Origin of the sequence: Sulfitobacter delicatus, from assembly GCF_900102535.1 — a bacterium.
Lineage (GTDB): Bacteria > Pseudomonadota > Alphaproteobacteria > Rhodobacterales > Rhodobacteraceae > Sulfitobacter > Sulfitobacter delicatus.
Genome location: NZ_FNBP01000011.1, coordinates 1 through 24,581, shown reverse-complemented (window position 1 = coordinate 24,581; position 24,581 = coordinate 1). Strand labels below are relative to the sequence as shown.

The following is a 24,581-nucleotide window of genomic DNA, read 5'->3' as shown; positions in this document are numbered from 1 at the left end:
GCGCGCTCTCGTGACATTGCCGATAAGTGTTTTGAGGAATGATTTCCAAAAAGGTTGGGACATCATGAATTTGATCCTTCCAATCGGGCCACGACAGCCATGACGCGGGCCACGTGGTTCTGGGTTTCTCTGTAAGGGGGAATGCCACCGTACTGGCGTACGGCGTCCGGCCCGGCGTTGTAGGCTGCCAGCGCCAAATGCGGATCGCCGAAGCTTTCCAGCATCATTGTCAGGTAGCGGGCGGAGCCGTCGAGGTTCTGCAGCGCGTCATGAGGATCCACACCGAGATCTCGGGCAGTAGCAGGCATCAATTGGCCCAGACCAACGGCGCCCGCGCTCGAGACGGCATTCTGCCTGTAGGCGCTTTCCACCTCGATATTGGCCCGGTAGAGAGCCAGCCAATCCGTGACGGACAGTCCCGCGCGGCGCAGGCCGGGATGGCCGACATAGCGCAGGGCTGTTGCCTCGATGCCCAAGAGAACGTCTGCGCGGGGCAGGGGTGCTGGCTGGGCGAGTGCCGCAAGCCTCAGCGCGTCAGGTTCGGAAGCTGTTTCAGTCTCACCAAGAATGGCCAAACCATCGGACGCCGATCCCTGACCAACGCCGTCATTGTAGTTCCGGGCAAAACCGCTCTGAGACCGCGACGGGGTCAGAGAGCCGTCGCTCTCCATGATCAGGACCATTTGCGCTGAGGCAGGTGCTGCGACCAGCCAGAGACAGACGAGGTTAGTTGCCAGTGCCCAAGTCTGATGGGGCTTTGTCTGGCGGGGCGAGCTTATGCGTGCGGCTTGTACCCGCCTCAAGCGGCAGGTCGACATGCGCAAAGCCAAGGCCAATGAAGAAGGACACCACGCCGGAGATCGTCTTGAACTCGCGGATCTTGATATCGTTGTAGGTCGTCCGCGTGCGGGCGGTGACGAGGAGCTTTTCCACCCCGTCATCAGAGACAACGCGCATGATCCAGACCCCGTAATAGCTGGGGCCTTTCTTATGTGCCGACTCCTGGCACAGGATTTCTGCGCTATAGCCGCTTTCCACGAGTTCGCGGAACCTGGCTTCCGTAACCACATTTGGTGCTTCGATGTCCCAGTTCATGGCCCGGCTCACGCTTTCTCCAAAGACGCAACACCCGGGCACTCCTACTTGATGCCTAGGGTTACGATAGTATACTGATGACCGCAATAGTGTATTATAATTTTCGCGGTATACGTTGATCCGATACCTTTAGGCACGTAACATGCACTCGTTCAAGGATTTAAGCGGCTTTTGCTACCTTCGGTTGCGCATCGTACCTTTGATGCGCACATTCGTTCTGCTGTCGCTCGTCGGTTGTCCGGCGCTCGCCGGTCCATGCATCCCCCCGCCTCGGCCATTTGTTCCAAGAGATCCAAAGGTTGCCACGGAATTTATGGACATCCTCCGTCATGACTTCGAACTCTACTTCCGTGACGTACAGGTTTATTTTCGCTGCCTCGACGAGGAGCGTGCTCGCGCCTTCGAGGAAGCGCGCGAAGTCAGCGAGGAATATGGGCGCTTCTTGGGCTCGCTTCACCGATAACTTCGGGGCGAAACTTTTGGTCCGAGTCGCGCGGGTTCCGAATTCGATAACTGGACTACGAGCGAAATTCAGCCGAGAACCCGTTCGAGTCCCGTCGTCAGCGGCTTAGGGGCCGGGTTTCAATAAGCGAGCCACGCTTTGGCCGGCCGACACAATGTAGGGCGGCATGGACAGCGAATAGTGGCCACAATTCAGTTTCAATATGCTGGGCTCGGCCCCAGCGTCCTTCAGCCCTTGTATCAGCCTTTCAGAAAGCTCCGGCAGCACCACCTTGTCTCGTTTGGCCAATACTACTTTTAGTTCGAGATTGTCCCGCGCAAGATGATGCGCATGGTTCACCAAGTTTAGTGGTCCCCAAGCCCTTCTGAGATCGCCCAATTCTATCGCGGGTTGGAGGCTCTCGCAAATCGTTCGCGTTGCGCGCCCGGTCCACACCATGTCAGCAAGGCTTCCGGCTGTGAGGAATAGCGCAGCTTTTGAAACAGTTTTGTCATGGGCAGCAATCAACCCGGCAACCCAGGAACCCAGACTCATTCCGAGTACAGAAATCTCTTTATAACCTTGCCCTTTCAGCCATCTAATGAGCATTCGACCGTCCCGCACTGCTTGTCTGAAGGATTGAACCGTCCTTCCGAGATTAGGGCTGAGCATGTAATCGGCATATTCAGCGCCGGATCGACTGCGCTCGAAGTGATACGGCAGTGCCATCTCGACAACTGTAATCCCGCGCCGAGAGAAAAAGTTGGCGATCTGTTGATACCGCGCGCTTGCATTCCAATGGTGAAACACAACCAAAGCTTTATCGAATAATCTGCTTTCTGTTACTTTCGCCCAGACGAGATTGTTCTCTGCGACGTCAGTAGAAATTCCTGAAGGAAATTTGACCCACTCTCCTTCGCGTTCGACGACCAAGTCGTTGTTACCCGGATCATCGAAATAGGTTGGGTCCTCGACCGCCTGTTCTGCAAGTTTACAAAAGGCCTCGATACCTGCCGGACGCCCGGAGCCAGGAAAGGCAAGTTCAGTTTCCAGAGCGAAGTCTGTCGGCTTCTTTACTTCGTCCCCGCGCTCTGCTCGTCGCTCATCCCAACGGTCCAGCCAGCTATGATACACTTTGTTTTTCTCCTTGGTCAGTCGCCCGCCATGTATCAATGCTTGGATAAACCAGACCGTAGATTGCTGACAGCAGCCCGATGCACAGCAAGATCGAGAAACCGGCAATCGCACCGATCAGCACGTAGACGATGACCAGTAGGGCGACGCGCGCCAACATGATTCTAAATTCTCTCTGATTTCGACCATGTCCAATTTCCCCTTGCTGACGCAACGCGGCGTGGACTCGAATAAGCCCATAGAGAAACACAGTGCAGGTCGCCAATACGATCAGCAGGCTGCTATAGTTTGTTGGCATGCTGTATTCGAGCCAGTCGCTTGCCTTCTCATGATTTCCCAAGACTGACAGAAAATCGCTAGCCAACCAACCCGTTATGGTCGATTCACTTGATAGCATAAAAGTGCTTTGGAGCTTCATGCATATGGCAATCAAGAGTCCCAAAATACAGCACCGAAAAATCCCACGCATGATTTTGAGACCGACTTGATTAGGCTGACATTGATATTCTCGATCTACCCACGATTCAGACTTTCGTCCAAGTTCCCAAGAATCGTGCGCTATTGTGAAGAGCAAAATGAGTCCTGCAAAGAAGAGAAAAAATACCACACCCATGTAGAGATAGGCGAACCCGGTGAACGCGACCGCCTCCGGTATTGAAATGACGTGCGGGCGCTCAATCGCCATCCGAGCCCATTCCACCGGGTAGTTGCCGGTATCGCGGGTCAGTAATGGGCCTAAACACCTATCGATCCACTGAAGAACCGTAGCTATAGGTAAACAAACAAGAAAGGCCGCCCAATACGTCACCGAAAAGGTCGCGACTTTTCGCACCCACATGTCGTCATTCGCGATTCCTTCACCTTCAGGACTTAACAGTGACCGCCTTGTACCCCTCCAAAAGACCACTAAGTCGCGCACGAATACAAAGTATAGCGGCATGAGCACCATGAAGAGGAGTGTCCAGTTCGGTGCCCATAAGTACCCAACCTGCTTAATCACGCCATTCGCCTGCGGAAAAACAATGCTGTGAATGCCCAAAAAGTAAGAGGAAAATCCAAGGGCCACTGCCCCTGCGAACACCGACGCCGACAAATCCAAAGGGGATCCCCGGTTGAACACGGCCTCCGTTGTTCTCGCCAAGCTAAATCCCCGACTCGGCGAGATAACCTCACCTTTGTGCGCCAGCGGTGACGGAACCACGGTATCAACATCGATTGCCGCGTTCTGAACCGTATCTGGAGGACTATGCGCATCGTGGCCGTCTGACCCCGCACGCAGCGCTCGCCTCCTGGCTACCAATCGTGCCCGGGCCGCACTTAGTTCCGTCTGCCATTCGCTGGTCGCCTTCGGATCATCACACCCAAACACCCTTGCTAGCCATCGAATGTTCTCGGTGCTGATTCCTTTCTCGTTGTCTTGGTACCAAAGCTGCACCGTTCGCAGTTCGATCCCGGACCGGTTGGCTTCGATCTGAGTGATTGCGGTGGCAAGAAGCTCGGCTGTCCACGGCCCCAAGGGTATCCCATCTTTGTCAATAGGCCGACCCGCTCCCGCTGCGCTCAACCGTCTGAACAACTCCTTGAAGTCACTTCCGTCATCCAGCGGAGGAACAAAATATTTTCCATTCTTTATCAAGGGCGTACCGGTGTTCGTTTCGTTCTATTTCGCTGGCGTTCGCTTGGTATCGTGAATTCGCGGCTCACGACAGTGCAACTACAGGCAGTGTGATTCGATCGCCATCTAATGGGCCAGAGAATGTCTGACGTGATCGAAATCCTGCTTGGTGGTTGGAAACTGGAATGAAGAAAGCGGTGAGACTGTTGAAAGAAGAAGCAGAGCCCATAGCCCGATTGTCTGGAAATGATCGGGAGCGCACGGTTGGATGGGTATACCTGTGGAATTCCTCTGAGTTGTCGGTGCTCTGGCTGGACGAGCAGGTACCTGCCGGTTCTATCGAGCCGCCGCTTCATCCCGAAGTGCTGGCAGAGGCAAAATCGTCGACACCGGTGAAAGTGATCGAGTACCTCGAAGCGCTTTCGAGTGGCGGCGAGCATACCCAAATTAGCAGGCCTTAATAGTCATCGGAGCAGGGCTTTCAAAAATATACTATTGGCGTAATAATATAAAATATCTAGAGAGACCGTCAACCTGCCAAAACTGTAGGAGAGTATTCATGCCCAAAACTCTTACTCGTTTCGTCGTCCTTGTCGCTCTTGGCTCCACGTCTTTCTTCGGAACGGCCGAGCGGGTTAGGGCGCAAACCTATCCGATCGATTGCGCAATTCTCCTCTGTCTTTCAGGGGGTTGGCCCGCATCAGTGCCATGCTCACGCGCCCGCGCGGAATTCATTCGAAGAATAACACCCTGGCCAGTAGAACCTCCGTTGCAGATATGGCGTTGTCCGATGAGAGCATCCCATGAACTCAATGGCACTGGTGAAAATGGCGGCCGTATCTTCGACATTCTGTTCGATAGACCGCGTCATCAGCTGCTCCAGACGATCACCGTTGCCCCATCTCAGGAAGTCGACCTACCACCGACAGGCGTGTTCCCGGCGGAAAGGGTTGAAACGGGTGATAGGAGCAATGAATTTTCTATTATGCTTGGTCAAAATCGCGCCGACATCGACATCAGCGGTCCGGAGTTTAACTTCGTGCGCTCGATACGGATCTTTGATGTGCGGAACGCTCGACAATATGAGGCAGGCAGCGAGGGGGGCTGCGAGCGGAGCGCGGTCGTTGTACTTGGAACTTATGGCGTTCAAGGAGACTTCTCTTGGCAGCGTTCATCGATCGGAACCTTGCCGAAAGATCATGTGGGGCTGGAGAGGTGGGGCGACAATTGTCCGAGCATCCGCCACCGTTCGGTATTCGTCGAGTGGCGGGATTACGAGGGCAAATATGGCTACGAGCAGGTCAACTACTGAGCCCAGTCGGGAAAAGCCATTTGTTTTAGATGGGAACTCACGCCGAAGGGCAATTTTCTGAGTGATGTGTTTCCGTAGACCTACATCACGCCTTCACGCTCCAAACGCTTGCGCGCCGCTTTGCGAGCCCGGCGGATCGCTTCGGCCTGTTGGCGAACTTTCTTCTCAGAAGGCTTTTCGAAGTGCTGCTTGAGCTTCATTTGGCGGAAAACGCCTTCGCGTTGAAGCTTTTTCTTTAAAACCTGAAGAGCCTGATGCAGGATAAGCAAATGCACTCTGCCATGGCTCAGGTGTTCAATAGCGGAGAAGTCGCGCGCCTGCGTCGGATCGCCGTTCAATTGGCCAAGGTGGACGCGAAGCCTGCCGCAGACGTGGGCAATGTCATGGACAGCCCCGCGAACAAGATGGTCGAAATGGTCGTCAGGATTGCCGCAGCACGGCATGGCGGCAGCATGGGGGGCGGGTCGATGGGTGGTAGCATCCAAACCGCCAACATCTTCACAGAACGCGCTCGGAAGGCACTGCGTAATTTGACAAATGATAGCGCAAGGCAGTTGCTGTTGGATGCAGTAGAGGACCCCGAAATGTTCAAGGAGCTTCTGCGGACGCCCGCAAGTATTCGGCTGTCAGGGCCGAAGAAAAGCAGGCTTGCACCGTATTTGATCGGTGACCGGGCTGCTGTGGCTCAAGATTGAACACGCCACGCTGCATGATACAGCGTGGCGCAGACACCCTCTGATGCCACAAGTGATAAGCCAGCATCATTGGCTGTCGTCTACCACCAAGGTAATTTCGCCAGAATTGGCGGAGTTGACGGCGACCACTTGGTCAACCGAATAACCTTCGGCCTCCAGTGCGGACATCAACTCTGCGTTTGCCTCAATCTCTGTGCGTAGGTCAGCAATGCCTTCTTCCTGCTTGCTCAGAGCATTGTCCAAAGCGCTTGCGTTCTCGGTAGCTTCACCTTTCAGCTCAGATAGCAGTGTAATTGTCGCGTCAGCTTCCGCGTCAAGGACGGACACAACATCCGCAGATACTTCGAAGCCTGTCACGATTGCAACTGTTATACCTTAGTAATTCAGTCAGCCATCCCCAATTGACTTACCTGATGCTTTCAGTCAGCTTCTCTAGAGGTGCTCTAGGCACCTGTCAGACAGGTCTGATTCTAAAAATCCTGAGAGGCACATTGATGTTTTTATTCAGTATTCCGAACGGCATTCTCGGGTCTTTTCGCCATGCTAAGAGAGTTGGCAAGCAAGACCGCGAGCCTCGTCTTTATCGTTGCGAACTCGTCAAACTTGCCATGGATGGAATTTTCCCGAGCGACCTCCCGCTGGAATATCTTCTGGATCGTATCAAGGGCACACCATGACTGCACCAAAAACCTTATACAAAATAGTCCTCGCTGACACCTCGCAATTACCGGCCTACAATGTCAGTGCTCTGAAGGAAGGTGGGATCGTGGACGAGGGTCAGGTCTACACTCTGCGCATTACCCGCGTGAGCAAGTTCAAGTCGACCAAATGAAGTTGCGCTCTGAATTACCGGAGATCGCTCCAACCTCTGGGACGCAGCGCGGCGCGGCTCCAATCGGCCTTTTGCAGGAACTGCCTTCCATCGAATTGGCGGCGATCGTCTATCTGCGCGCTTGGTGCAAAGGCAGGGCTGACCGAGAAATGATCGGACGGGATTTCACCTTTGTATTGGGCGAGCGTGAAGGAAAGAAAGCCGCCGAAGACTGGGATGCTCTGATGCAGATGCTCCTTAGCGGGGCACGTAGGCCAGTCATGCGTCATAGCCTTGGCTGCGAGTGCTTTGGGGGCGACGAGAGCGCCTTCGCCAATATGATTGCGGCGGCCGCCAGTCAGGACCGCGAGGACGCGCTCCTTTTTGCGAGCACTCTGATGACAGGTGCTGCGGCATGGGTCGCCGTTCAGGTGGCGCTGCCACTGGGGCAAGCCTTCCTTCGCCTGGCGCGCAACGCAGGCCTCCCAGGAACGTCCAAGGTTCAACAAACTAGCTATAGGCACTGAAAGAGGTTCTACCCGTTGAAACCCACACGCATGGCGGTTCCCGCCACCACCGCGCAAACCAACCTTCCCGCATCTGCTGTTAAGTTCGTCCGCGAAAGGAATGATCTGAGCGTCGCCGGGTGGCAGGTAGATAAACTTGAACCTAGGCCGAATAACCGAACAGAGACAAACCGGGCACATATGGCCGCTAACGCGACGTATTATGGCGGTTTCCAATGATTATTTGCCATTGTACGGGCATCACCGACCATGAAATCCATGCGGCTGTCGACTGGATGCGCGCCGCAGATGCTCAGACACTCATTACGCCGGGCAAAGTCTACCGCGCTTTGGGGAAGCGACCCGATTGTGGCGGCTGTCTGCCACTTTTCATTGCCACGTTGGCAAGTTGCGATACTATGGAAGTACCCATGCAACTGCGCGGCCTACAGCGCGCTACAACTCAGGGGAAAGCGGATGAAGGGCGACACCAAAGTCATAGAGTACCTCAACAACGCGCTGCGGAGTGAACTCACCGCCGTCAGTCAGTATTGGCTGCACTACAGGCTCCAGGAGGATTGGGGGTTCGGCAAAATCGCAGCTAAGTCCCGGGAGGAAAGCATTGAAGAAATGAACCACGCCGACAGGCTGATCGAACGGATCATTTTTCTGGAAGGACACCCAAACCTGCAAAAGCTTGATCCGCTGCGCATTGGTCAGAACTTGAAAGAGACCTTGGAGGCCGATCTTTCAGGGGAGCACGATGCGCGGACTCTTTATATTGAGGCCCGGGAGCATTGCGAGAAGGTTGGCGATTACGTCAGCAAGAATCTATTCGAAGACCTTATTTCTGATGAGGAAGGACATATCGACTTCCTCGAAACCCAGCTCCACCTCTACGAAACGATTGGCGCCGCCGGATTTGGCCAAATCAATGCGGACTCCGCAGACGAGGCAAAGTAAGGGCAGGACCCAAGATATGGCGATTTTCTTGAGCCTCTCTGGCAATTTCTATGCTGGAGAGCGCAGGTAATTTAGACCCGAAGAGGCATCAAAATGTAGAACCTTCGAAGTCTTACTCGAAAGTCAAACTATCTTGAGGGAAATCTGAAAAACCTCCCTTTTCCAACGTGAACTTGTTAACTTTGGCATCCCCTGCAAGGAACCTTGCTGATGCTGAAGCAACCTGCATTTCACGGCCTTCGCGATGCGATGAAGAAGAAGCAAACGCGGGCGGGAGGTGTCCCTGTCCGAGATGGACGCAGTAGTACCCCGGGGGCGGCTGATGGGGTTAATCACACCGCACTATCCGAAGACCGGATCGAAAGGCGGGCGTTCACCGAATCCGTTGGAAATGATGCTGCGCATCTACTTCCTCCAGAATCGGTATGCCCTGAACGATCCGATGGCCGAGGACACGCTCTATGACGTCACAGCAATGCGCAGCTTCGCTGGCCTCGAAATGACAACCCCCCCAGTGACTTCTTTCGCTTTAGCGCTCGGCCCTCCGACGCAATTTTTGAAGTCTTACGTTTGAGGCAGCCACGGAGTGTCCTATTGCGCAGCCAGACAAGTCGAGATGTTTGTTCCGCCCTCATCGCCCGGCCTCTCGGTGCGCTCAATGGCTGATGGTCTGCGTCGGGAAATGGTGCCGGGCCTTCTGACCGATTTTATCGGAATTGGTTGCAGTGACGTTTGAAATCTGTTTCTTACTATTTCAGTCAAGTTATCCCAAATGGAACAGGACCCTGATATGACCTTATGCAAAACATCGACTGCCGCCGCCGCGCTGATGGCGCTGGCACTACCCGCGCTGGCCGATGGCGAGTTGAACCTCTACTCTTCGCGTCACTATGACACCGATGAGCGGCTCTACTCCGACTTTACCGAAGCAACCGGCATCACCATCAACCGCATCGAAGGCAAAGCCGACGAACTGCTGGCCCGTATGGAAGCCGAAGGCGCGAACTCCCCCGCCGACGTCCTGCTTACCGCGGACACCAGCCGCCTCAAGCGCGCCAAAGACATGGACCTGCTGCAAGCGGTCGAGAGCGACACGCTCGAAGAGCGCATCCCCGGCAACCTGCAGGACGACGACAACCAGTGGTTCGGTCTGTCCCAACGCGCGCGGATCATCTTCTACAACAAAGAGACGATGGACAATCCGCCAGCGACCTACATGGACCTCGCCGATCCGGCCTACAAAGGTCAGGTCTGCATCCGGTCCTCGACCAACACCTACAACCAGACGCTGCTGGCCTCCATCGTGACCCATGAGGGCGAAGAAGCCGCGACCGACTGGGCACAGGGCGTGGTCGACAACATGGCGCGCGCACCCCAAGGCGGCGACACCGACCAGCTGCGCGGCATCGTTTCGGGTGAGTGCGACATCGCTGTGTCCAACAGCTACTACTTCGCCCGCGCGATCCGCACCGACGTCGACGGCGTGAGCGCCGATATCGGCAAGATCGGCCTGATCTGGCCGGACCAAGAAGGCAACGGCACGCATATGAACCTCTCGGGCGGCGGCGTGGCCAAGAACGCCCCGAACCGTGAGAACGCGGTGAAATTCCTTGAGTATCTCGCCTCTGATCAGGCGCAGGTCTATTTCTCGGCGGGCAACGATGAATTCCCCACCGTGGAAGGCGTGGAACTGGCCGACAGCGTCAAGCAGTTGGGTGAGTTCAAAGCCGATGAAGTGAACCTGTCGGACGTGGCCGAGAACATCGGCACCGCGCAGAAGATCTTCAACTCGGTCGGCTGGGAATAAGATTTCACATCAAGTAACGCAGAAGGCGGGCTTTCGAGCCCGCCTTCTATTTGGGGGTGTCCGCATATTGTGTTGGTCCGCTAAGCGGAGAGGCTGTGTGAAAACTCCCCCATTTTGAGCGGACTGATGGTATAATTTCCCTATTCGGTACGGAGGTTGATGATGACGCAGTTTATCGAGGGTCAAAACCGTCAGCAGACGATGTTGCTGCCCTAATGTCTGGACGATTATGTTGATGAGAACAGCCCTGTTCGTGCGATTGATGCCTTTGCAGACCTGCTTGATTTGGCGACGCTTGGCTTCAACACGCAGGCTGCTGCCACGGGTCGGCCGGGTTATCACCCGGGGTTGATGCTGCGGATTTATCTCTACGGATACCTTAATCAAGCGCAGTCGTCGCGACGGTTGGAGCGCGAGTGTGGCCGCAACCTGGAGCTCATCTGGCTGACGGGTCGGTTAAAGCCGGACTTCAAGACGATTGCCGACTTTCGGAAAGATAACGGTTCCGCGATCCGGAAGGTGTGCCAGCAGTTTGTCGCGCTATGCCGCAACATGAACTTGCTCGATGGGGATGTGGTTGCGATTGATGGCAGCCGATTCAAGGCTGTGAATGCCAAAGCCAAGAACTACACACGTGGTAAGCTGCGCCAGAAGCTGGGCAAGATTGACAAGGCAATTGAGCGCTATTTGGGTGAGTTGGATCGTGCGGATGAAGTGTTGGAGCAAACCGGCACGGTGCTGCCAGAGGCCCGCATGGAACGCACTTTGAGAAAGCTGGACCACCTGCAAAAGGAGGCGGTGCGCTACAGATCAATCGAGCAGCGCATGGATCAGACGGGCGAGACGCAGGTCTCGTTGAGTGATCCTGATGCGCGCTCGATGGCGACCACAGCACGCATGCCGCGTATTGTTGGCTACAATGTCCAAACGGTCGTTGAAGCAGATCATCATCTGATCGTCGCGCACGAGGTAACAATGCTTGGGTTTGACCGGGATGCCTTGTCGATGATGGCTGCGGCAGCAAAAGATGTCATGACGACAGGTCAGCTCACAGCAATCGCAGACAAGGGTTACTATAAAAGCGAGGAAATCGTTGCGAGCGAAGACGCGGGTATCTCAGTTGTCGTTCCCAAACCCATGACATCAAACGCCGCTGCACGCGGTCAGTTTGACAAGGCTGACTTCGCCTATGACAGCGAAAAGGATGTGTATATCTGCCCGGCGGGTGAGAACCTAACGTACAGATTTACCGGCCAGCAAGACGGCAAAGCCATTAGATCGTATTGGTCGAGAGCCTGCGCCGACTGTGTCATCAAAGACAAATGCACGACCTCAAAAGAGCGGCGCGTGCGTCGATGGGAGAAAGAGGGTGTGCTTGAGCGGGTCCAGGAACGGCTGGATGGAGACCCAACCCAACTGGCTGTTCGCAGTATGACCGTTGAGCATCCCTACGGCACGATCAAATTATGGATGGGGGCCACCCACTTCAAAATGCGGCGGCTAAAAAACGTCGCCACCGAGATGGCGCTGCATGTCCACGCCTACAATATGACCCGCGTCATGAACATCATGGGCATTCCAGCAATGATCGCAGCGATGAAGGCGTAAGGGGTCCCGTTTACCCCAAAAATTTCTGCCTAAAACGCTAAATCAGCCACAGAGCGGCTATGAGAACAGCGCCTCCGCACCATTGCGCAAAGACGAAACGGCGGAACACCGGATCGTCCCGGAACGTCATTACACCTTCGCGCAAATAGGCCATGAAGCTTGTGGCCGCTTTTGAAGGTGCTTTCTGCTCAGGCTCTCCCATTGCAGTGAAAATGAGGGACGAGAGCAACATCAGGAGCGCTGCAATCCCAAGCACCGCAGCATAGGAAATCGGAAAATCAAGCGTTCGCAGAAGCCTGTCCGCCACCACAGCTATAAGAAGTGCTACGAGGCCGCCGCCGAAAAAACGGACCGAGAGCATCCGGCTCCGGCGTTCCGACGAAACGGACCGCGCAACAATGTCATTGTAAGGAACGCCCACGATCCCGCTAAGGAAAGCGTAGAGAACCCAAAGCCCAAGGGTCGCAGCACCAAGCGCGGCATCACTCCAACCAGCGACCGCGCCGGTCCACAGAACGATTGCGAGCAGAGCAATAGCAGCGGTCCTTCCGAACGCGCCCACGATGTAGAATGGCATTGAGGACGCACCGCGACCGGCGAGATAGCCGACGAAAAGTTGGGGCAGAAGCCAACCGAGCCGCAGAATTGTGGAAACTGCGCCTGCGGCGATAGTGCTGCCTGTCAACTGAAAGACCAGCGCAGACATGACTGTTCCACTGTCCACCGCAGCCGAACCAGCCTGGAATGCAGTGCCTGCGCCTGCCACATGCCAGAAGCGGCGGCGGGGGGTCATGTCCCACTCCAATCCACAGGCTCAACAAACAATCCAAACCATATCGACCAGATACCGAGGCCAACAAAGATCACGCCCAGCAACCAGCGTCGAGGCCGCAGCCATACGGCAACCCGGTCGAGGGGGCGTGCAAGACCAGGGATAACGGAGAGCGGGATCAACGGGAGCGACAGCGCAAGAGCGAAGACTGCCATCATCAAAAAAACCCATACTGGCTGATCCAATCGCTGTTGCCGTGCCCATAAGTCCAAAAAGGATCGGCGCAGCACAAGCTGGTATGTTCAGTCCGAACGCCAGCCCTTGAAGCATCGGGCTTGAGGCCATTTTCCAGCGATCCGGCGCGACCCCGATGCGGTGACGCATTGGTTTGTCCCAACCCGCAAGGATCGTTACCCCAAGGCCAAGATAGATCGCACCGAAAATGAGCCATGCGCCTGTCTGCAACCCGATAAGGCGCTGACCAAGCACAACGATCATACCGCCAAACCCGCCCATGACGGCGAGCCTTGCCAAAAGAAAGATTAACGCTGCGCTGAGCCGCTGACCCATCGGTCGGGTCCTCTGACTTCCCAGAAACAGCATATGGGCACCGATTGTGCAGGGTTCGACAAAACCGAGCAAGCCGAGGCCAAATGCAAGCAGCAGCGTTTGATCAGTGATGTCCATAAGTATCTTTTATTGCACTGAATATTTAGCGCTTATTCTGGACCCTCCGCCGACTGGAGGGATCTCAAGCTGGCGGAAATTGCTGTTGAGCGGTTTCTCCGCGTTCCAGTGTCATGCCCGCAGTTTGCTGTGAAATCGGCCAGCTGCAGCAGCTAAGTCCCTTGTCGATCCACCCGGATCAACAACAATCGTTCCGGAATGGACCAACAGAAGCACGCCGCGAATGGCGAGTTCTGTCAAGAACCAGTTCACGTCACGTTCTGACAATCCCAAGCATTCTGGTACCGTCACAACGACCTTATCCCCTTGATTTACCGACAGCAGCAGTTGCTCTCGTTGGATGAGATGCTTTCGAGGACGCGTAGTTTGCCCTTCAAACTGGTCACACCTAACCTGTTCAATTACCCCATGCAGCGAAATTTCTTGTCGCTGTCGTTTGGCGGACGGCCTACCTTGGGCGGAAAGGATATATCCCCACGTAGCGTCGGATTTCGAAAACTTTGGGTCCATTTAAGGTCTTCCTCCTCTTAATCGTTCTTAGAAGCGGGAGGACTAGATCACGATCCAGCTTGCCGATTGATTGGCTCCGGCTAAGCTCACCCCTCTCCGCGGAACCATCTTCTTATCTGACCTAGTAGGCCAGATTCACAGAGCCAAACGCGACTATGCGCCGGCTTCGAACCTCGTGAGATTGAGGTCTCGGCCCTAGCTTGCTTGTCTCTTGCAGACGCTGCTGAAGCAGGACGTGCATCCGTTTCAGATCGCTTTCGCTCAGCTTGCCTTCGCCGACAAGGGCAATCATCTCGTCATGATCAGCCAGTGTCTTGGTTAACATGGTTTTTCTCGTCTTCTTCCGGCTTGCCGTGACCGTAAAGGTCGGCGTTCTCATGGGCTCGGTCTTCGTGCTCAAATTCCAAACTCGAATGACCGATGCTAAAATCGTCCTTCAGACGGTCCTTGATTGCCGTCTTGATTTTTTCGATTTGACGCCAGCCGTCCGCTGTCAGCACGACGTGGCAGTCCAAAGCCGCTTCGTGCTCCTGCATCTGCCACAGATGCACGTGATGAACTTCCGCCACGCCATCCACACGCCGCATCGCCTCAACGACGGCTTCATTATCGATGTCCGGCGGACTGCCGAGCATCAGCGTCCGAATCGGACCGCCGATCTCGGTGAAGGCGAGGTAAAGGATGTAGAGAGCGATGCCGATGGTGATCGCCGGGTCAACCCATCGCATGTCGTAGAGTAGGATAAGCGAGCCGCCGATGATGACCGCGACAGAGGCCAAAGCGTCCGATAGGTTGTGCAGGAAGAGCGCACGGATGTTCGCACTGCCCTTCTGCATCGAATAGGTGAGCACCGCCGTCAACGTGTCGACGACTAGTGCCACACCGCCTAGGATCACCACCGTCCAACCCTGTACCTCGGGCGGGTCGATCATGCGCATGCCACCCTCGTAGATCAGGTAGAAGCCGATCAGGATAAGGGTCGTGTAGTTGATGAGCGCTGCGACAATTTCTATCCGCCCATAGCCGAAGGTCATGCGCGCGTCCGCAGGCCGCCGCGCGATTTTCCGAGCGGCAAAGGCGATCACCAACGATGCCATATCCGAGAAATTGTGCAGAGCATCCGCGATCAGTGCGAGGCTGCCGGATAGGATGCCGCCGACAATCTGCGCGACGGTCAGAAGACCGTTGGCCCAGATGGAGATGGAGACTCGACGGTCGCCGGACTCGGGGTCGATATGGGCGTGATCGTGGGCCATCAGGCAATTTCCTATCTGTTCGGCAGATCAAAACGCGGTCAAGCGCCGCGTTTTGACTTCCTTTCAACATGTGCAGCCAGACCGGACTTATTCGCAACAAGTTCGGTCACTCGGGATCCCATGCGCCATTGGGTCAGCAGCAGCCAGAACTCTTCTCTGGCTGCGACACTTCCTGCACCAATTCGGCTGTTTCCGCGCCGTCGGCTTCCCGTGCCACGTCCGCTTGAGCCACGATCCCACAGCATTTGCCGCTTTCGTCTGTAACCACGCTGCGGCGCACCTGTTTTTCTTCCATCTTGCTGCAACAGCTTTTAACGTCCTCATCAGGTGAGACTGTCAGGAGGTCATCCGACATGACGTCAGAAACCGGCGTGTCGGCTGCCTTTCCCTCTGCGACGGCACCACAGCAGATGTCGCGGTCCGTAATGATGCCGACCGGCTCACCGGCGTCATTGATCACGGGAATCGCGCCGACCGACTTTTCATCCATCAGCTTTGCGGCCTCCTGAATCGTAGTGTCGGTACTACAACATGTTGGATTGCTGGTCATGATTTCGTGAACTTGCATGATCTTACTCCTTGTTTTGGTTACTAGCGTGGAAACCGAAAGACGGGTGTTCAAGTTCCTTTCATTGCGCTGAGCAGCGAGTTTCCGCGCAAGCGGTGCAGCAGCCACAATTTGGATTTTTCAATACTTGGAGTGCTGGTTTCTCGTCGGATCGCTTCCAAGGAAATGTAGTTGCTACGGTCACTGTAGCTTCAAGCCCCGATTTCAGGCGATGTCCTCACTTGCCTTACCGTCATCGTGCACCGCCTTGTGGTGTTCACCATGTGCGTCTCTCAGGATTCCGACTCCACCCCAGGCCGCGATACCGGCGACGATCACGCCCACGACAAGGTCCGGCCAGTTAGTTCCGAGCCAGGCCACGACCCCGCCTCCGACGACGATTCCGAGATTAGCCGCGAAGTCGTTCCAGCTGAACGTATTCGCCGCTCGGATGTTTACGTCCGGATCGCGAATCCGCGCCAACAGCCAGACGCAAAGCGCGTTGATGGCCGCCGCTATCAGCGCCATGACAATCATGATTGTGCCAAGAGGATCCGATCCGTCGACGTAGCGGCGCCAGGCGTCATAAAGGATGCCAAGGGCGAAGAGGATCAGTAGGCCGCCCGAAACATTCGCCGCTCCGCGTTTCCACTTAGCGGAACGGGACAGCGCAAGGAGGCTAATCGCGTAGACGAAACTGTCCGACAGGTTGTCGAGGCCATTGGCGATAAGCGCACTTGAATCGCCGAATGCACCCGATGCGAAGAAAGCGACTGCCAGCCCGATGTTGAGACCCAGGACGATCCAGAGTGTGCTTCTTTCCGATGCGTCCTGCCGCTGTACCATTCGCGAAGTCCAAAAATACTAATTTCAGTTCAACAAGAACGCGCAAGCGGTTATTTGGTTCCCAATCTGCATCTAGGCGATGTCGCCGTTCCGCAACGACGGTTCAGGCTCCGCCTTTTGATGTGTTGTCACGAAACGGAAGCTGGCATTGCAAGACCGTGACATCTGTACCTATTCCATTGGACTTGCGAACTACTGACGCTGTCGCACCCTAAGGGTCTTTGGAGCGCTCCGGCCACTTTACTTGCGCCTGCGCACGTGAGGTTGTTCAGCGTACCAGGCGGCAACTGCTGCAATTTGATTATCGCTCATGTTTTGCACGATTTCGGACATAATGTGTGAATATACAGTGCCGCCCCGCTTCCTCTGTTGCCAAAGGCTGAGTTGCTCCGAAAGATACCATTCGGGCTGGCCCTCAAGATAGGGGTAATAGGGGTTATTTCCCCGCGCTAACCGGCCGTGGCAGCTTTGGCAGGCAGGAATTTTTAACGGTCTGACTCCCTCGACAGCGATGCGTCTTCCAAATTCGAGCAATCCTTCCCTTGGAGTGACGAGACCCGCGGGCGCTGCTGTCGGGGTCATGGGATTAGAAACATCATCTTCTCTTTCCAGGATTCCGGCTTCGTCCTGCCAGGAGGACAACGGCGGTACGAATGGTTCTGGACTTCTGGCAACGAGAGGGCTGTCCACGGCATTGCTATCGGTGGGAAGGTCAGTGGTTGCGCTTCGAAACTCCGCTCCGGAACCTGCGACTGTTGCCAGAGCCGGATTCGGTTGCTCCGAGAAATAGCGCGCAAGCGCTTCAAGCACCTTCGGTTCATAGCGGCTCGCGGGGAGCTCCATGAAGCCGCTTCGTCGCTTTCCGAGTGCGAACGCGCGCAGCGTGGCATATAGATACGGCGCGGGCTGACCGGCGATGGCAGGAAATGCGTTCTCCGCCTCTTCGTCTACTTGACCCAAGCCATCGCGTCCGTGGCAAAGGGCACAATCCGCGAGCGCGTTTTCAACAACGCCGTCTGGTGCAGCGGCGGATTCGGCGCCTTGCGCGAAATCAATGCCCGTCGGCTCACCGCGCAAGGCCAACTCGGCGTACTGGCCTAGCGTCATGCCGGGAAGTGCCCGCAAGAAGGCGACCTGTGCCCAGACCTCATCGTCGCGATCTTGCGTTGGCCAAGCAGGCATGCCCGAATACTTTATCCCGTACTTGACGATCCAGAACAACTCCTCGTCGCTCCATTCAGAGACTTTTTCCTCGAGACGAGGCGGGCTCGGAGTCATCGCCTGAACTACTGGAGATTGCGGGACACCTGGGGCGCCGTGACATATGGAGCAGGCCGTCGCATAGTGGGCGGCCGAGCGAAGAACCAATGTGGGGTCATCGAGGTCGAGACCCTCCGGCTTTGAGACAAGCAACGACTGGCTCTCGACCGCATTCTCCATTGTCCAGCCGAGAAACCAGCGCGTCACGCTCCAGTGGCCGGATGAGGCGGCGATCGAAACCAGTCCCGACCAACTGATCAGGAGCGCCCCCGCGATGCCGAGGCCAACGATTCCGGCCATCCATTTCCAGGTCAGAACGAGCTTTAGCCGCATGAAGCTGCATCCCAACTGTGCGATAATGAGCGATAAGGTCTGCAGTTCATCTACAGTCTCCAATGACCAGAATGGGCATGGTTTCGAAGACTACCGCAGCGAATGAAAGTCCGGCCAAAAGCAGCGTGGAGAATTCGAGAAAGCTTTCACGCCCTTCCGGCGTGTCTTGGTCATTCCGGAAACCCCCGCCTCCGGTTAGCCATTCGTGCCATGCGCGGCGAATTACGAGTGCAATCAGGCAAAGCGAGACGAGCGTCACGAAACCGATAGCAACGCGTGTGCTTCCGATCGATTCGAAAATATCGGCATTTGGGGCACACCGAAAGGCTGCGAGAAAGTAGCTGAAGAGAAAGTGAATTCCCCAAATCACTGGTGCTGCGATCAGTGTCCAAAGATTGTCCTTTGTTCTGCCAAATATCTGCATGGCCGATCTCACATCAACATCGGAAAATACGCGAGCGTCGCCACAGTGACCAGAGCGGTACCTCCGGCAAAATGCCAATATAGCGCCACGTTCGAGATATCGATATCGTATTCGGGGGTCATCCGGTCGGCATAGGAACGAGCCAAGCAGTAGCCGAGCATCAGGCCGCCCACCCCACCGTGGACGGCTGTCCAGATTGCTAACACCCAAACAGTCGCCGGATAGACGTGGGCGGACGGGTCGAGGCCGTTGGTGAACGGTCCCCAAAGCAGTGTCGCGCTGGCAGCGAGCGAGGCCACGCTGCCGGCAGCCATTAGGCCACGTGCCGGTCCGACCCGTCCAGCGCGGTTCAATATCCGTGCGAAGAGGGCTGCCGTCCAAGCGCTCGCGAACAGCAGGAGTGCGATGCTTGGCCAGAACACACCAGGTCCGACCGCTGTCGGTGGTGGAAAATCGGCATGGATAGTGAAGAAGTAGAAGTATCCGAAGATCAGGCCGACGAAGGCCGTGGCGTCGCCCGTCATGGTGATAAACATCGCCCACCAGCCAATCGAATCCGGACCCGACTTGTAGAGTGGCAGTTTCAGGCCGAGGCCGACATCCTTTTCGGCTTTCTCAGGAATCTGGGCGGTGCCGCGCCAGAGCCAAATAATAATAGACGCGATGGACAGGACCATCGCGGTAATGGTGAGGGTCCACCAGTGGAACGTGGCGAAGATGAACACTGCGCCGGTCATGATGGCTGCGATCATCGGCATGAAGCTGGGGCCAGGTACGCGTAGGCAATGCAATGGTTTGCCGTCGAGAACTGTTGTGACCAAAGTCTCGCGCTTCATCTCCTCGGCGTCGGGCAGGTAGAACCGGCCCTTGTCGACATCGTCGACGAAGTTCGGCTGTTCCCAGAGGGGATAGCGAGAAGAGATTATCGGCACCGAGCGCACACCCCAACTCTCTGAGGGCATTCTTGCCAGCCACTCCAGCGTGCCGGCGGTCCACGGATTTCGCTTGGCGTATGGCTCCCTGCTGCGGGGCCGAATCACGTCCCAGACGATCACCAACACACCGGAGGCGAACACGAAGGCGCCGACCGAGGAGACCAGATTTGATATGCCAACGCCAAGTGCCTCCGGGTAGGTCCAGACGCGGCGTGGCATTCCCATTAGTCCAGCCCAGTGCATCGGCAAGAATGCGACATTGAAGCCCACGAACATCAGCCAGAACGCGATCCGGCCCAGCCGATCCGATAGCTTCCGCGCGCCGATGATCGGCCAGTAATAGTAAACTCCGGCCATCAAGGGGAACAGCATCCCCCCGATCAGCACATAGTGCAGGTGAGCAACCACGAAGTAGGTGTCGTGGGCCTGCCAATCAAAAGGCGCCAACGCCACCATGACGCCAGTCAACCCACCGATGACAAAGGTGGCGAGCGCTCCCGCGACAAAGAGCATCGGAACGGAAAAGATCACGCGGCCGGTCAGGAGCGTTGCCAAAAACACAAAAATCTGCACACCGGTCGGAATCGCAACTGCCTCTGAGGCGGCTGAGAAGAAACCGAGCGAGATCGCAGGGAGGCCCGTGGTGTACATGTGGTGCACCCAGAGCCCGAAGGAGATGAAACCGGTGCCCACGGCCGCGAGCACGATCCACGAATAGCCGAGGATCGGACGCTGGGCGAAGGTCGGCACGATCATCGCAACCAGCGCGATTGCCGGGAGAAAGACAATGTAGACCTCCGGATGGCCGAAGATCCAAAACAGGTGCTGCCAGAGGACAGGATCGCCGCCGCGGCTAGGGTCGAAAAATGGCCAATCGAACATCCGCTCGAGCTCAAAAAGGATGTCACCTGCGATCAGTGGCGGGAAAGCGAAGAGGATCATACCGGCAACGACGAGTACGTACCAGGCGTAGAGCGGCATCAGGTTTAGCCGCATGCCGGGCGGGCGGCATTTCAGCGTTCCCACGATCAATTCAACCGCCGCGGCAAGCGAGGCAATCTCGATGAACGACAGACCCAGCAGCCAGATGTCCGGGCCATAGCCCGGCGTGTACCGCTCGTCCGTAGTGAGTGGCGGGTACATGAACCAGCCTGCGTTCGGCGCGGCATCGAAGAAAATGGATCCTGCGACGAACACGCCGCCGATCATGAAACACCAGAATCCGAATGCCGACAGGCGAGGAAAGGGCAAATCACGAGCGCCAAGCATTTCAGGAAGCAGAATTATGGCCACTGCCTCGAAGATCGGAACGGCGAAAAGAAACATCATCACCGTGCCGTGAAGGGTATAAACCTGATTGTAGAAGGTTGCCGTGAGAAAGTCGTTCTCTGGCACCGCGAGCTGCACCCGCATTGTCAGCGCCAATACTCCAGCGAATAACATGAACCCGAATGCCGCAGCCGTGTACCAGATACCGACCTCAGTGTTGTTCACCGCCGACCAGTAGCGCCAACCTTTTGGTGCAGCCCAGACCTTGCGGAGCCGCTCCTCCTGGCCGCGACGAACCTCCTCGTCCTCCTGATCCGGTCCATCTGCTGCGGTGTTCTCGCGTTCGGTCATTCCAGACTCCCTAGCCAAGCAGCAATTTGAGCGATCTCGTCTTTCGGCAGCATGCCAAAGGCCGGCATCTCGATGCCTGGCTTGAAATGGTCCGGCGAGGCAACGAAGTCGGCGATATTCTCGACAGTGGTTGGAACAATGCCAGCTCCAATCGTACGTCGGCTGGCGAGGTGCGTAAGGTCGGGCCCTACTACCCCGTCGGGCGGTGTGCCCCGGATCGCATGGCAGGCTGCACATCCGTTCCGAATGAATAGATCGAGGCCCTCGCTCTCGGGCACTGCTGCAGGCTGGGCCTGCGCCCTCACATACTCCGTGAATTCGGTTTCAGGCACCACGACCACACGAAAACCCATTTGCGCGTGAGCCGTACCACAGAACTCCGCACAAGCACCGTTGAAGACGCCGACTTCTGTCGGTTCGAGGATGAGCCGATTCACCCGTCCGGGTATCGCGTCCATCTTGCCCGCAAGCGGCGGCACCCAAAACGAATGGATAACGTCCGGGCTGCCGAGGAGAATTTCCGTACGTTTCCCCAGCGGGATCCAGATCTCGTTGGCGCTAGGGACCCCGCCTATCGGGAGGTTGCGCACCACGCCGGGTTCGCCCTCGACGCCGTAGGCGACGCGCCACCAGAATCGTTCACCCGAGACGGCGATGGTAGGGCCGTCACCGGGGGGGCGCAGATCAGGCATCATCCTGAGCCCCCAGAACAGCAGCATCGCCAGCACGACGGTCGGAAAGACGCATCCTCCCCAGATGATGAGCCGTAGGCCGGCTTTTTCGCTGTGTTGTCCGGGCCGCGTCTTTGTAGCGTAGTAACCGATGGCGACAACGACAGCCCAGATCGCCACGGCGCCAATAAGCATTACCCAAAAAAGTGTGAGAACCCGCGCAGCCTCAGCACCGGCCGCGTCGAACGCAGATTGAGGACCTTCGCAAGCGGAAAGTGCGAAGATCGCTGGAAATGTTCTGCTCGTTCGAAATTTCTTCATCAAGTGGGACCCTTGCGCGTGGCCTTCGAGCCGAATCCGTTTGGCGTCATTCCGGTTTTTTCCGATACCCCCAGCCAGACGCCCACTAGAATGACTGTCGCCACGACGTACATCATGGAACCGACCGTCATCATCAGCAGTCCGGCCAGCTGCTGGTCTTCGAGCGGCGACAAGCCCCAAGCCATGGAGCGGATACCGTAGCTCGTATAGAACGCTTCTGGAGCGAAAGCGAGCAAGGCTCCGGTGATCAGTGAGAACTTAAAGGTAATCAGCAGTCCCAGAACGCCGGCGCCCGGTCCGCTACTGTGCTTGCGTGTTATCGCTGTCCAGAAGACTAATGCAGAAGCAAAGATCGAGCCGTGCATGATCGAATGCACGAGGTCGTTTTCCAGGGAAACGGCAATCGCTGGTGGCGCGTGCCATAAGATAAACACGACCAGTTGCTGAAGGGATGCGATGCTGGTTGCGGTGAGCCAGTTCCATCCCGTTCGCCAGGCCTCAGATGAGGCGAGTGACGCGAGCCCCCTTTGCCATGTCCTTGGCAACGTGCGCATCATAGTCGGAACAGGATGGCCCAGCACAAGGAATGGCGCTGCCAGCCCCATCAAGACGATGTGCTGGCCCATGTGAGCAGCGAAGAGACTTTCGCCCAACGCATCGAGAGGCCACACTAAGGCTGCAATCAGGGCCAGTATGCCTATGCAGAACGAACCCGTCTGCCAAGTTCGGACGCCGCGGCCTAGGCCGGCCTTCGTCCATGCAAGAAGAACGCCCCGTGAGTACAATGCCACGACACTTGCTAAAGGCAAAATGACGGAAGGCGGTAGAGACCAGGTTGTCCAGAAGTCATGGGGCTCTAGAGGTGCGCCGTCGGTGTGGGCGCGAAGCGACGTTGCGGTAAGAGCGACTACGATTGAGACAGATAGAATGAGCCACCTTTGGGACGGCGATGGCAAAGTGGTCTGGGGAGGTTGATGTCCTGCAATGTGCAGCATACACAATCTTTCTACATCTCCGTCTCATCCAATATCGGCGGGTCCTGACTTGCACCTGTCGCCATGCGATCAGATTAACTGGCTGATCCGTCACACGCGGGCCGATGAAAAAACATGCGGTATTCCTTTTGAACGAGAGGCGTTCGCGTTACGCGGCTTCGAGAGGCGCAGGTAGTCGGTCTTTCCAACCTTTGTGCAACATAGTTCCTCTAGCTGCTATAGGTTCAAGCGAATTCGACACCCGGCAGAGCGGCGCAATACGATAGAGCACAAATACGAACCCAACCGGCAACCTCTTCAATGATCCCGACACCGGAGATTTCGAACATTCAATACGTCCCTTGTCTGCGCCAATGTTTGTCGCCCGTCGTATCGCCCAGAGGCCAGCCGCGACAAGTCAGCTTTTAGCGTTCAGCAACGGAGATCGGAACCTGCGGCGATTTTCCGGGACTGGAAGATGGGATCCCAGTCTGCACAAGATGACTTCGTCGCCAAAGATGCGCGCGAACTCAGAGCCGTGCCCAGACCGACCAGACACGGCTGCCCGATTCTTTTCAGTCAGTCCGCGTACCACATGCGCGACAAGTTGGCCTTGGCCTTGAGCACGCGGTCGAAGGCCGGGGTCTTGCCCTCTGCATCATGAAGAGCGCGCGCAGCGACATCGAGATCATGCAAGTTGAACAACAGTGTCTGTCTCTTTGACGCGAAGAGCGGTCACACCCCACGCGGCGCGGCAAGAGCGCCGCGATCGGATAGACAAACGCAACGGGCATCTTAGCCGCCGATCTCTTCATGGTTTGTCAGGCATTCGGAGTGGTCTCTCAACACCTCTAACACACGGCAGTCAGCGGTCTGCCCGCCACTGCACTCATGCACCATACGTTTCAATTCCGTGCGCAGCGCCTCCAGGCGAGCCAGTCGATGCTCAACTTGCTTAAGCTGCCGGCGGGCAATCGCATCGGCCTCCGCGCAAGATTTTCCCGGGTGATCGCTGAGGTCGAGCAGTTCGCGGATCGCATCCAACGAGAACCCCAGTTGCCGCGCGTGCCGGACGAACGACAGGCGGTCAAGCTCGGCATCACCATATCGTCGCTGGCCGCCTTCAGTTCTGCCGGGTTCTGGCATGAGCCCGATCTGCTCATAATACCGGACTGTCTGCACTTTTGTACCGGTCTTTTTTGCAAGCGTCCCAATGGTCAACATTTCAGGCTCTCCACATTAGCTACAGAGGGTGTAGCTTTAAGTGGCAGACATCACAAGATTCACCACCTCCTCACAGGTCCGTGATTGCCAGCCAATTAGCGACAATCGCGCTTGAACCTACAGCTGCTAGAAGTTGTAGACACCTCCAAAATATAGAATCAAGTTCGGGCGTAGCGGTGTGAGGCTTCCAGGTTTTCAGAAGGTATCGAAGGT

At 56.3% G+C, this 24,581-nt stretch carries 29 protein-coding genes; 11 read left to right on the top strand and 18 right to left on the bottom strand.

Going from position 1 to position 24,581, the window contains the following annotated elements; all coding sequences use genetic code 11:
- Positions 1 to 62 precede the first annotated feature (62 nt).
- Both BLS57_RS16010 and BLS57_RS16005 read right to left on the bottom strand, forming a co-directional pair.
- A complete protein-coding gene (locus tag BLS57_RS16010) occupies positions 63 to 683 on the bottom strand; it encodes a lytic transglycosylase domain-containing protein (RefSeq protein WP_067261108.1) in 621 nt (206 codons plus the stop codon).
- Between the two features lie 43 nt (positions 684 to 726).
- Positions 727 to 1,095 carry a hypothetical protein gene (locus BLS57_RS16005; protein ID WP_047997960.1) on the bottom strand — a complete coding sequence of 123 codons (369 nt, stop codon included), beginning with the start codon at positions 1,093 to 1,095 and terminating at the stop codon, positions 727 to 729.
- A gap of 142 nt (positions 1,096 to 1,237) precedes the next feature.
- On the opposite strand from BLS57_RS16005, the gene BLS57_RS16000 reads away from it, so the two are divergent.
- Positions 1,238 to 1,558: a hypothetical protein gene (locus BLS57_RS16000; protein WP_231886268.1), complete on the top strand. Its 321-nt coding sequence runs from the start codon at positions 1,238 to 1,240 to the stop codon at positions 1,556 to 1,558.
- Positions 1,559 to 1,663: 105 nt separating this feature from the next.
- On the opposite strand, the gene BLS57_RS15995 is transcribed toward BLS57_RS16000, so the two are convergent.
- Both BLS57_RS15995 and BLS57_RS15990 read right to left on the bottom strand, forming a co-directional pair.
- Positions 1,664 to 2,671 (bottom strand): alpha/beta hydrolase family protein, encoded by a 1,008-nt coding sequence (locus tag BLS57_RS15995; RefSeq protein WP_067261105.1) that lies wholly within the window; start codon positions 2,669 to 2,671, stop codon positions 1,664 to 1,666.
- Positions 2,661 to 4,307 carry an RcgA family putative transporter gene (locus BLS57_RS15990; RefSeq protein WP_093743711.1) on the bottom strand — a complete coding sequence of 549 codons (1,647 nt, stop codon included), beginning with the start codon at positions 4,305 to 4,307 and terminating at the stop codon, positions 2,661 to 2,663. The genes BLS57_RS15995 and BLS57_RS15990 overlap by 11 nt, the downstream gene beginning before the upstream one ends.
- 164 nt (positions 4,308 to 4,471) lie before the next feature.
- Here BLS57_RS15990 and BLS57_RS15985 point away from each other — a divergent pair, with 164 nt between their 5' ends.
- Together BLS57_RS15985 and BLS57_RS15980 are read left to right on the top strand one after the other, a co-directional pair.
- A complete protein-coding gene (locus BLS57_RS15985; protein WP_136720524.1) occupies positions 4,472 to 4,747 on the top strand; it encodes a hypothetical protein in 276 nt (91 codons plus the stop codon).
- 98 nt (positions 4,748 to 4,845) lie between these two features.
- A complete protein-coding gene (locus tag BLS57_RS15980; protein WP_394376288.1) occupies positions 4,846 to 5,598 on the top strand; it encodes a hypothetical protein in 753 nt (250 codons plus the stop codon).
- Between the two features lie 80 nt (positions 5,599 to 5,678).
- Here BLS57_RS15980 and rpsU read toward each other — a convergent pair whose 3' ends face one another.
- Positions 5,679 to 5,867 (bottom strand): 30S ribosomal protein S21, encoded by a 189-nt coding sequence (gene rpsU / locus BLS57_RS15975; protein WP_244153706.1) that lies wholly within the window; start codon positions 5,865 to 5,867, stop codon positions 5,679 to 5,681.
- Between the two features lie 12 nt (positions 5,868 to 5,879).
- Here rpsU and BLS57_RS15970 point away from each other — a divergent pair, with 12 nt between their 5' ends.
- Positions 5,880 to 6,293 (top strand): hypothetical protein, encoded by a 414-nt coding sequence (locus BLS57_RS15970; protein WP_136720525.1) that lies wholly within the window; start codon positions 5,880 to 5,882, stop codon positions 6,291 to 6,293.
- Between the two features lie 66 nt (positions 6,294 to 6,359).
- Here BLS57_RS15970 and BLS57_RS15965 read toward each other — a convergent pair whose 3' ends face one another.
- Positions 6,360 to 6,650, bottom strand: a complete 291-nt coding sequence (locus tag BLS57_RS15965; RefSeq protein WP_093743709.1) for a hypothetical protein — start codon at positions 6,648 to 6,650, stop codon at positions 6,360 to 6,362.
- 316 nt (positions 6,651 to 6,966) lie between these two features.
- On the opposite strand from BLS57_RS15965, the gene BLS57_RS19780 reads away from it, so the two are divergent.
- From BLS57_RS19780 to BLS57_RS15930, 7 genes are all read left to right on the top strand, one after another.
- Complete coding sequence (locus BLS57_RS19780) at positions 6,967 to 7,125, top strand: hypothetical protein (RefSeq protein ID WP_156505593.1); 159 nt, start codon at positions 6,967 to 6,969, stop codon at positions 7,123 to 7,125.
- Entirely contained in the window at positions 7,122 to 7,631 is a 510-nt protein-coding gene (locus BLS57_RS15955) for a hypothetical protein (protein ID WP_067261093.1), read from the top strand. Before BLS57_RS19780 ends, BLS57_RS15955 begins: the two co-directional genes overlap by 4 nt.
- A 215-nt stretch (positions 7,632 to 7,846) precedes the next feature.
- A complete protein-coding gene (locus BLS57_RS15950; protein WP_082851923.1) occupies positions 7,847 to 8,140 on the top strand; it encodes a (2Fe-2S)-binding protein in 294 nt (97 codons plus the stop codon).
- A complete protein-coding gene (gene bfr, locus BLS57_RS15945) occupies positions 8,088 to 8,573 on the top strand; it encodes a bacterioferritin (RefSeq protein ID WP_067261091.1) in 486 nt (161 codons plus the stop codon). Before BLS57_RS15950 ends, bfr begins: the two co-directional genes overlap by 53 nt.
- A 277-nt stretch (positions 8,574 to 8,850) precedes the next feature.
- Positions 8,851 to 9,147, top strand: a complete 297-nt coding sequence (locus BLS57_RS15940; protein WP_483027162.1) for a transposase — start codon at positions 8,851 to 8,853, stop codon at positions 9,145 to 9,147.
- Positions 9,148 to 9,363: 216 nt separating this feature from the next.
- Positions 9,364 to 10,380, top strand: a complete 1,017-nt coding sequence (locus BLS57_RS15935; protein ID WP_067261087.1) for a Fe(3+) ABC transporter substrate-binding protein — start codon at positions 9,364 to 9,366, stop codon at positions 10,378 to 10,380.
- A gap of 219 nt (positions 10,381 to 10,599) precedes the next feature.
- The gene (locus BLS57_RS15930) at positions 10,600 to 11,988 is read left to right on the top strand and encodes an IS1182 family transposase (protein ID WP_244153715.1); all 1,389 of its coding nucleotides are present in this window, start codon (positions 10,600 to 10,602) and stop codon (positions 11,986 to 11,988) included.
- A 37-nt stretch (positions 11,989 to 12,025) separates the two neighbouring features.
- Here the strand turns inward: BLS57_RS15930 and BLS57_RS15925 are convergent, their stop codons facing one another.
- The 12 genes from BLS57_RS15925 to BLS57_RS15870 form a co-directional block, all read right to left on the bottom strand.
- Positions 12,026 to 12,781 (bottom strand): hypothetical protein, encoded by a 756-nt coding sequence (locus tag BLS57_RS15925; protein ID WP_093743708.1) that lies wholly within the window; start codon positions 12,779 to 12,781, stop codon positions 12,026 to 12,028.
- A gap of 21 nt (positions 12,782 to 12,802) precedes the next feature.
- Complete coding sequence (locus BLS57_RS15920; protein WP_231886324.1) at positions 12,803 to 13,447, bottom strand: hypothetical protein; 645 nt, start codon at positions 13,445 to 13,447, stop codon at positions 12,803 to 12,805.
- Positions 13,448 to 14,259: 812 nt separating this feature from the next.
- Positions 14,260 to 15,213, bottom strand: a complete 954-nt coding sequence (locus BLS57_RS15910) for a cation diffusion facilitator family transporter (RefSeq protein ID WP_093743706.1) — start codon at positions 15,211 to 15,213, stop codon at positions 14,260 to 14,262.
- A gap of 133 nt (positions 15,214 to 15,346) precedes the next feature.
- The gene (locus BLS57_RS15905; protein WP_067631023.1) at positions 15,347 to 15,781 is read right to left on the bottom strand and encodes a CBS domain-containing protein; all 435 of its coding nucleotides are present in this window, start codon (positions 15,779 to 15,781) and stop codon (positions 15,347 to 15,349) included.
- 204 nt (positions 15,782 to 15,985) lie between these two features.
- Positions 15,986 to 16,606 carry a cation efflux transmembrane domain-containing protein gene (locus BLS57_RS15900; protein WP_093743705.1) on the bottom strand — a complete coding sequence of 207 codons (621 nt, stop codon included), beginning with the start codon at positions 16,604 to 16,606 and terminating at the stop codon, positions 15,986 to 15,988.
- A gap of 240 nt (positions 16,607 to 16,846) precedes the next feature.
- Positions 16,847 to 18,199 carry a c-type cytochrome gene (locus tag BLS57_RS15895; RefSeq protein WP_093743704.1) on the bottom strand — a complete coding sequence of 451 codons (1,353 nt, stop codon included), beginning with the start codon at positions 18,197 to 18,199 and terminating at the stop codon, positions 16,847 to 16,849.
- 46 nt (positions 18,200 to 18,245) lie between these two features.
- Positions 18,246 to 18,623 (bottom strand): hypothetical protein, encoded by a 378-nt coding sequence (locus BLS57_RS15890; protein WP_136720527.1) that lies wholly within the window; start codon positions 18,621 to 18,623, stop codon positions 18,246 to 18,248.
- Positions 18,624 to 18,631: 8 nt separating this feature from the next.
- Positions 18,632 to 21,178, bottom strand: a complete 2,547-nt coding sequence (gene ctaD, locus BLS57_RS15885) for a cytochrome c oxidase subunit I (RefSeq protein WP_093743702.1) — start codon at positions 21,176 to 21,178, stop codon at positions 18,632 to 18,634.
- Positions 21,175 to 22,170: a cytochrome c oxidase subunit II gene (locus tag BLS57_RS15880; RefSeq protein ID WP_093743701.1), complete on the bottom strand. Its 996-nt coding sequence runs from the start codon at positions 22,168 to 22,170 to the stop codon at positions 21,175 to 21,177. Before BLS57_RS15880 ends, ctaD begins: the two co-directional genes overlap by 4 nt.
- Positions 22,170 to 23,165: a cytochrome c oxidase assembly protein gene (locus tag BLS57_RS15875; RefSeq protein WP_067263753.1), complete on the bottom strand. Its 996-nt coding sequence runs from the start codon at positions 23,163 to 23,165 to the stop codon at positions 22,170 to 22,172. Before BLS57_RS15875 ends, BLS57_RS15880 begins: the two co-directional genes overlap by 1 nt.
- Positions 23,166 to 23,723: 558 nt before the next feature.
- Positions 23,724 to 23,849 carry a hypothetical protein gene (locus BLS57_RS20065; RefSeq protein ID WP_279626457.1) on the bottom strand — a complete coding sequence of 42 codons (126 nt, stop codon included), beginning with the start codon at positions 23,847 to 23,849 and terminating at the stop codon, positions 23,724 to 23,726.
- 90 nt (positions 23,850 to 23,939) lie between these two features.
- The gene (locus tag BLS57_RS15870) at positions 23,940 to 24,368 is read right to left on the bottom strand and encodes a MerR family transcriptional regulator (protein WP_067263750.1); all 429 of its coding nucleotides are present in this window, start codon (positions 24,366 to 24,368) and stop codon (positions 23,940 to 23,942) included.
- Positions 24,369 to 24,581 lie beyond the last annotated feature (213 nt).

Coding starts and splice junctions, on each gene's coding strand:
- BLS57_RS15950 (WP_082851923.1), top strand. CDS start 7,847: ATGATTATTTGCCATTGTACGGGCATCACCGACCATGAAATCCATGCG.
- BLS57_RS15880 (WP_093743701.1), bottom strand. CDS start 22,170: ATGAAGAAATTTCGAACGAGCAGAACATTTCCAGCGATCTTCGCACTT.
- BLS57_RS19780 (WP_156505593.1), top strand. CDS start 6,967: ATGACTGCACCAAAAACCTTATACAAAATAGTCCTCGCTGACACCTCG.
- BLS57_RS15875 (WP_067263753.1), bottom strand. CDS start 23,165: ATGCTGCACATTGCAGGACATCAACCTCCCCAGACCACTTTGCCATCG.
- BLS57_RS15935 (WP_067261087.1), top strand. CDS start 9,364: ATGACCTTATGCAAAACATCGACTGCCGCCGCCGCGCTGATGGCGCTG.
- BLS57_RS15905 (WP_067631023.1), bottom strand. CDS start 15,781: ATGCAAGTTCACGAAATCATGACCAGCAATCCAACATGTTGTAGTACC.
- BLS57_RS15955 (WP_067261093.1), top strand. CDS start 7,122: ATGAAGTTGCGCTCTGAATTACCGGAGATCGCTCCAACCTCTGGGACG.
- BLS57_RS15870 (WP_067263750.1), bottom strand. CDS start 24,368: ATGTTGACCATTGGGACGCTTGCAAAAAAGACCGGTACAAAAGTGCAG.
- BLS57_RS15890 (WP_136720527.1), bottom strand. CDS start 18,623: ATGCAGATATTTGGCAGAACAAAGGACAATCTTTGGACACTGATCGCA.
- BLS57_RS15980 (WP_394376288.1), top strand. CDS start 4,846: ATGCCCAAAACTCTTACTCGTTTCGTCGTCCTTGTCGCTCTTGGCTCC.
- BLS57_RS16005 (WP_047997960.1), bottom strand. CDS start 1,095: ATGAACTGGGACATCGAAGCACCAAATGTGGTTACGGAAGCCAGGTTC.
- BLS57_RS15900 (WP_093743705.1), bottom strand. CDS start 16,606: ATGGTACAGCGGCAGGACGCATCGGAAAGAAGCACACTCTGGATCGTC.
- BLS57_RS15925 (WP_093743708.1), bottom strand. CDS start 12,781: ATGACCCCCCGCCGCCGCTTCTGGCATGTGGCAGGCGCAGGCACTGCA.
- BLS57_RS16000 (WP_231886268.1), top strand. CDS start 1,238: ATGCACTCGTTCAAGGATTTAAGCGGCTTTTGCTACCTTCGGTTGCGC.
- BLS57_RS15920 (WP_231886324.1), bottom strand. CDS start 13,447: ATGGACATCACTGATCAAACGCTGCTGCTTGCATTTGGCCTCGGCTTG.
- BLS57_RS16010 (WP_067261108.1), bottom strand. CDS start 683: ATGGTCCTGATCATGGAGAGCGACGGCTCTCTGACCCCGTCGCGGTCT.
- BLS57_RS15970 (WP_136720525.1), top strand. CDS start 5,880: ATGGCTCAGGTGTTCAATAGCGGAGAAGTCGCGCGCCTGCGTCGGATC.
- BLS57_RS15895 (WP_093743704.1), bottom strand. CDS start 18,199: ATGCGGCTAAAGCTCGTTCTGACCTGGAAATGGATGGCCGGAATCGTT.
- bfr (WP_067261091.1), top strand. CDS start 8,088: ATGAAGGGCGACACCAAAGTCATAGAGTACCTCAACAACGCGCTGCGG.
- ctaD (WP_093743702.1), bottom strand. CDS start 21,178: ATGACCGAACGCGAGAACACCGCAGCAGATGGACCGGATCAGGAGGAC.
- BLS57_RS15985 (WP_136720524.1), top strand. CDS start 4,472: ATGAAGAAAGCGGTGAGACTGTTGAAAGAAGAAGCAGAGCCCATAGCC.
- BLS57_RS15910 (WP_093743706.1), bottom strand. CDS start 15,213: ATGGCCCACGATCACGCCCATATCGACCCCGAGTCCGGCGACCGTCGA.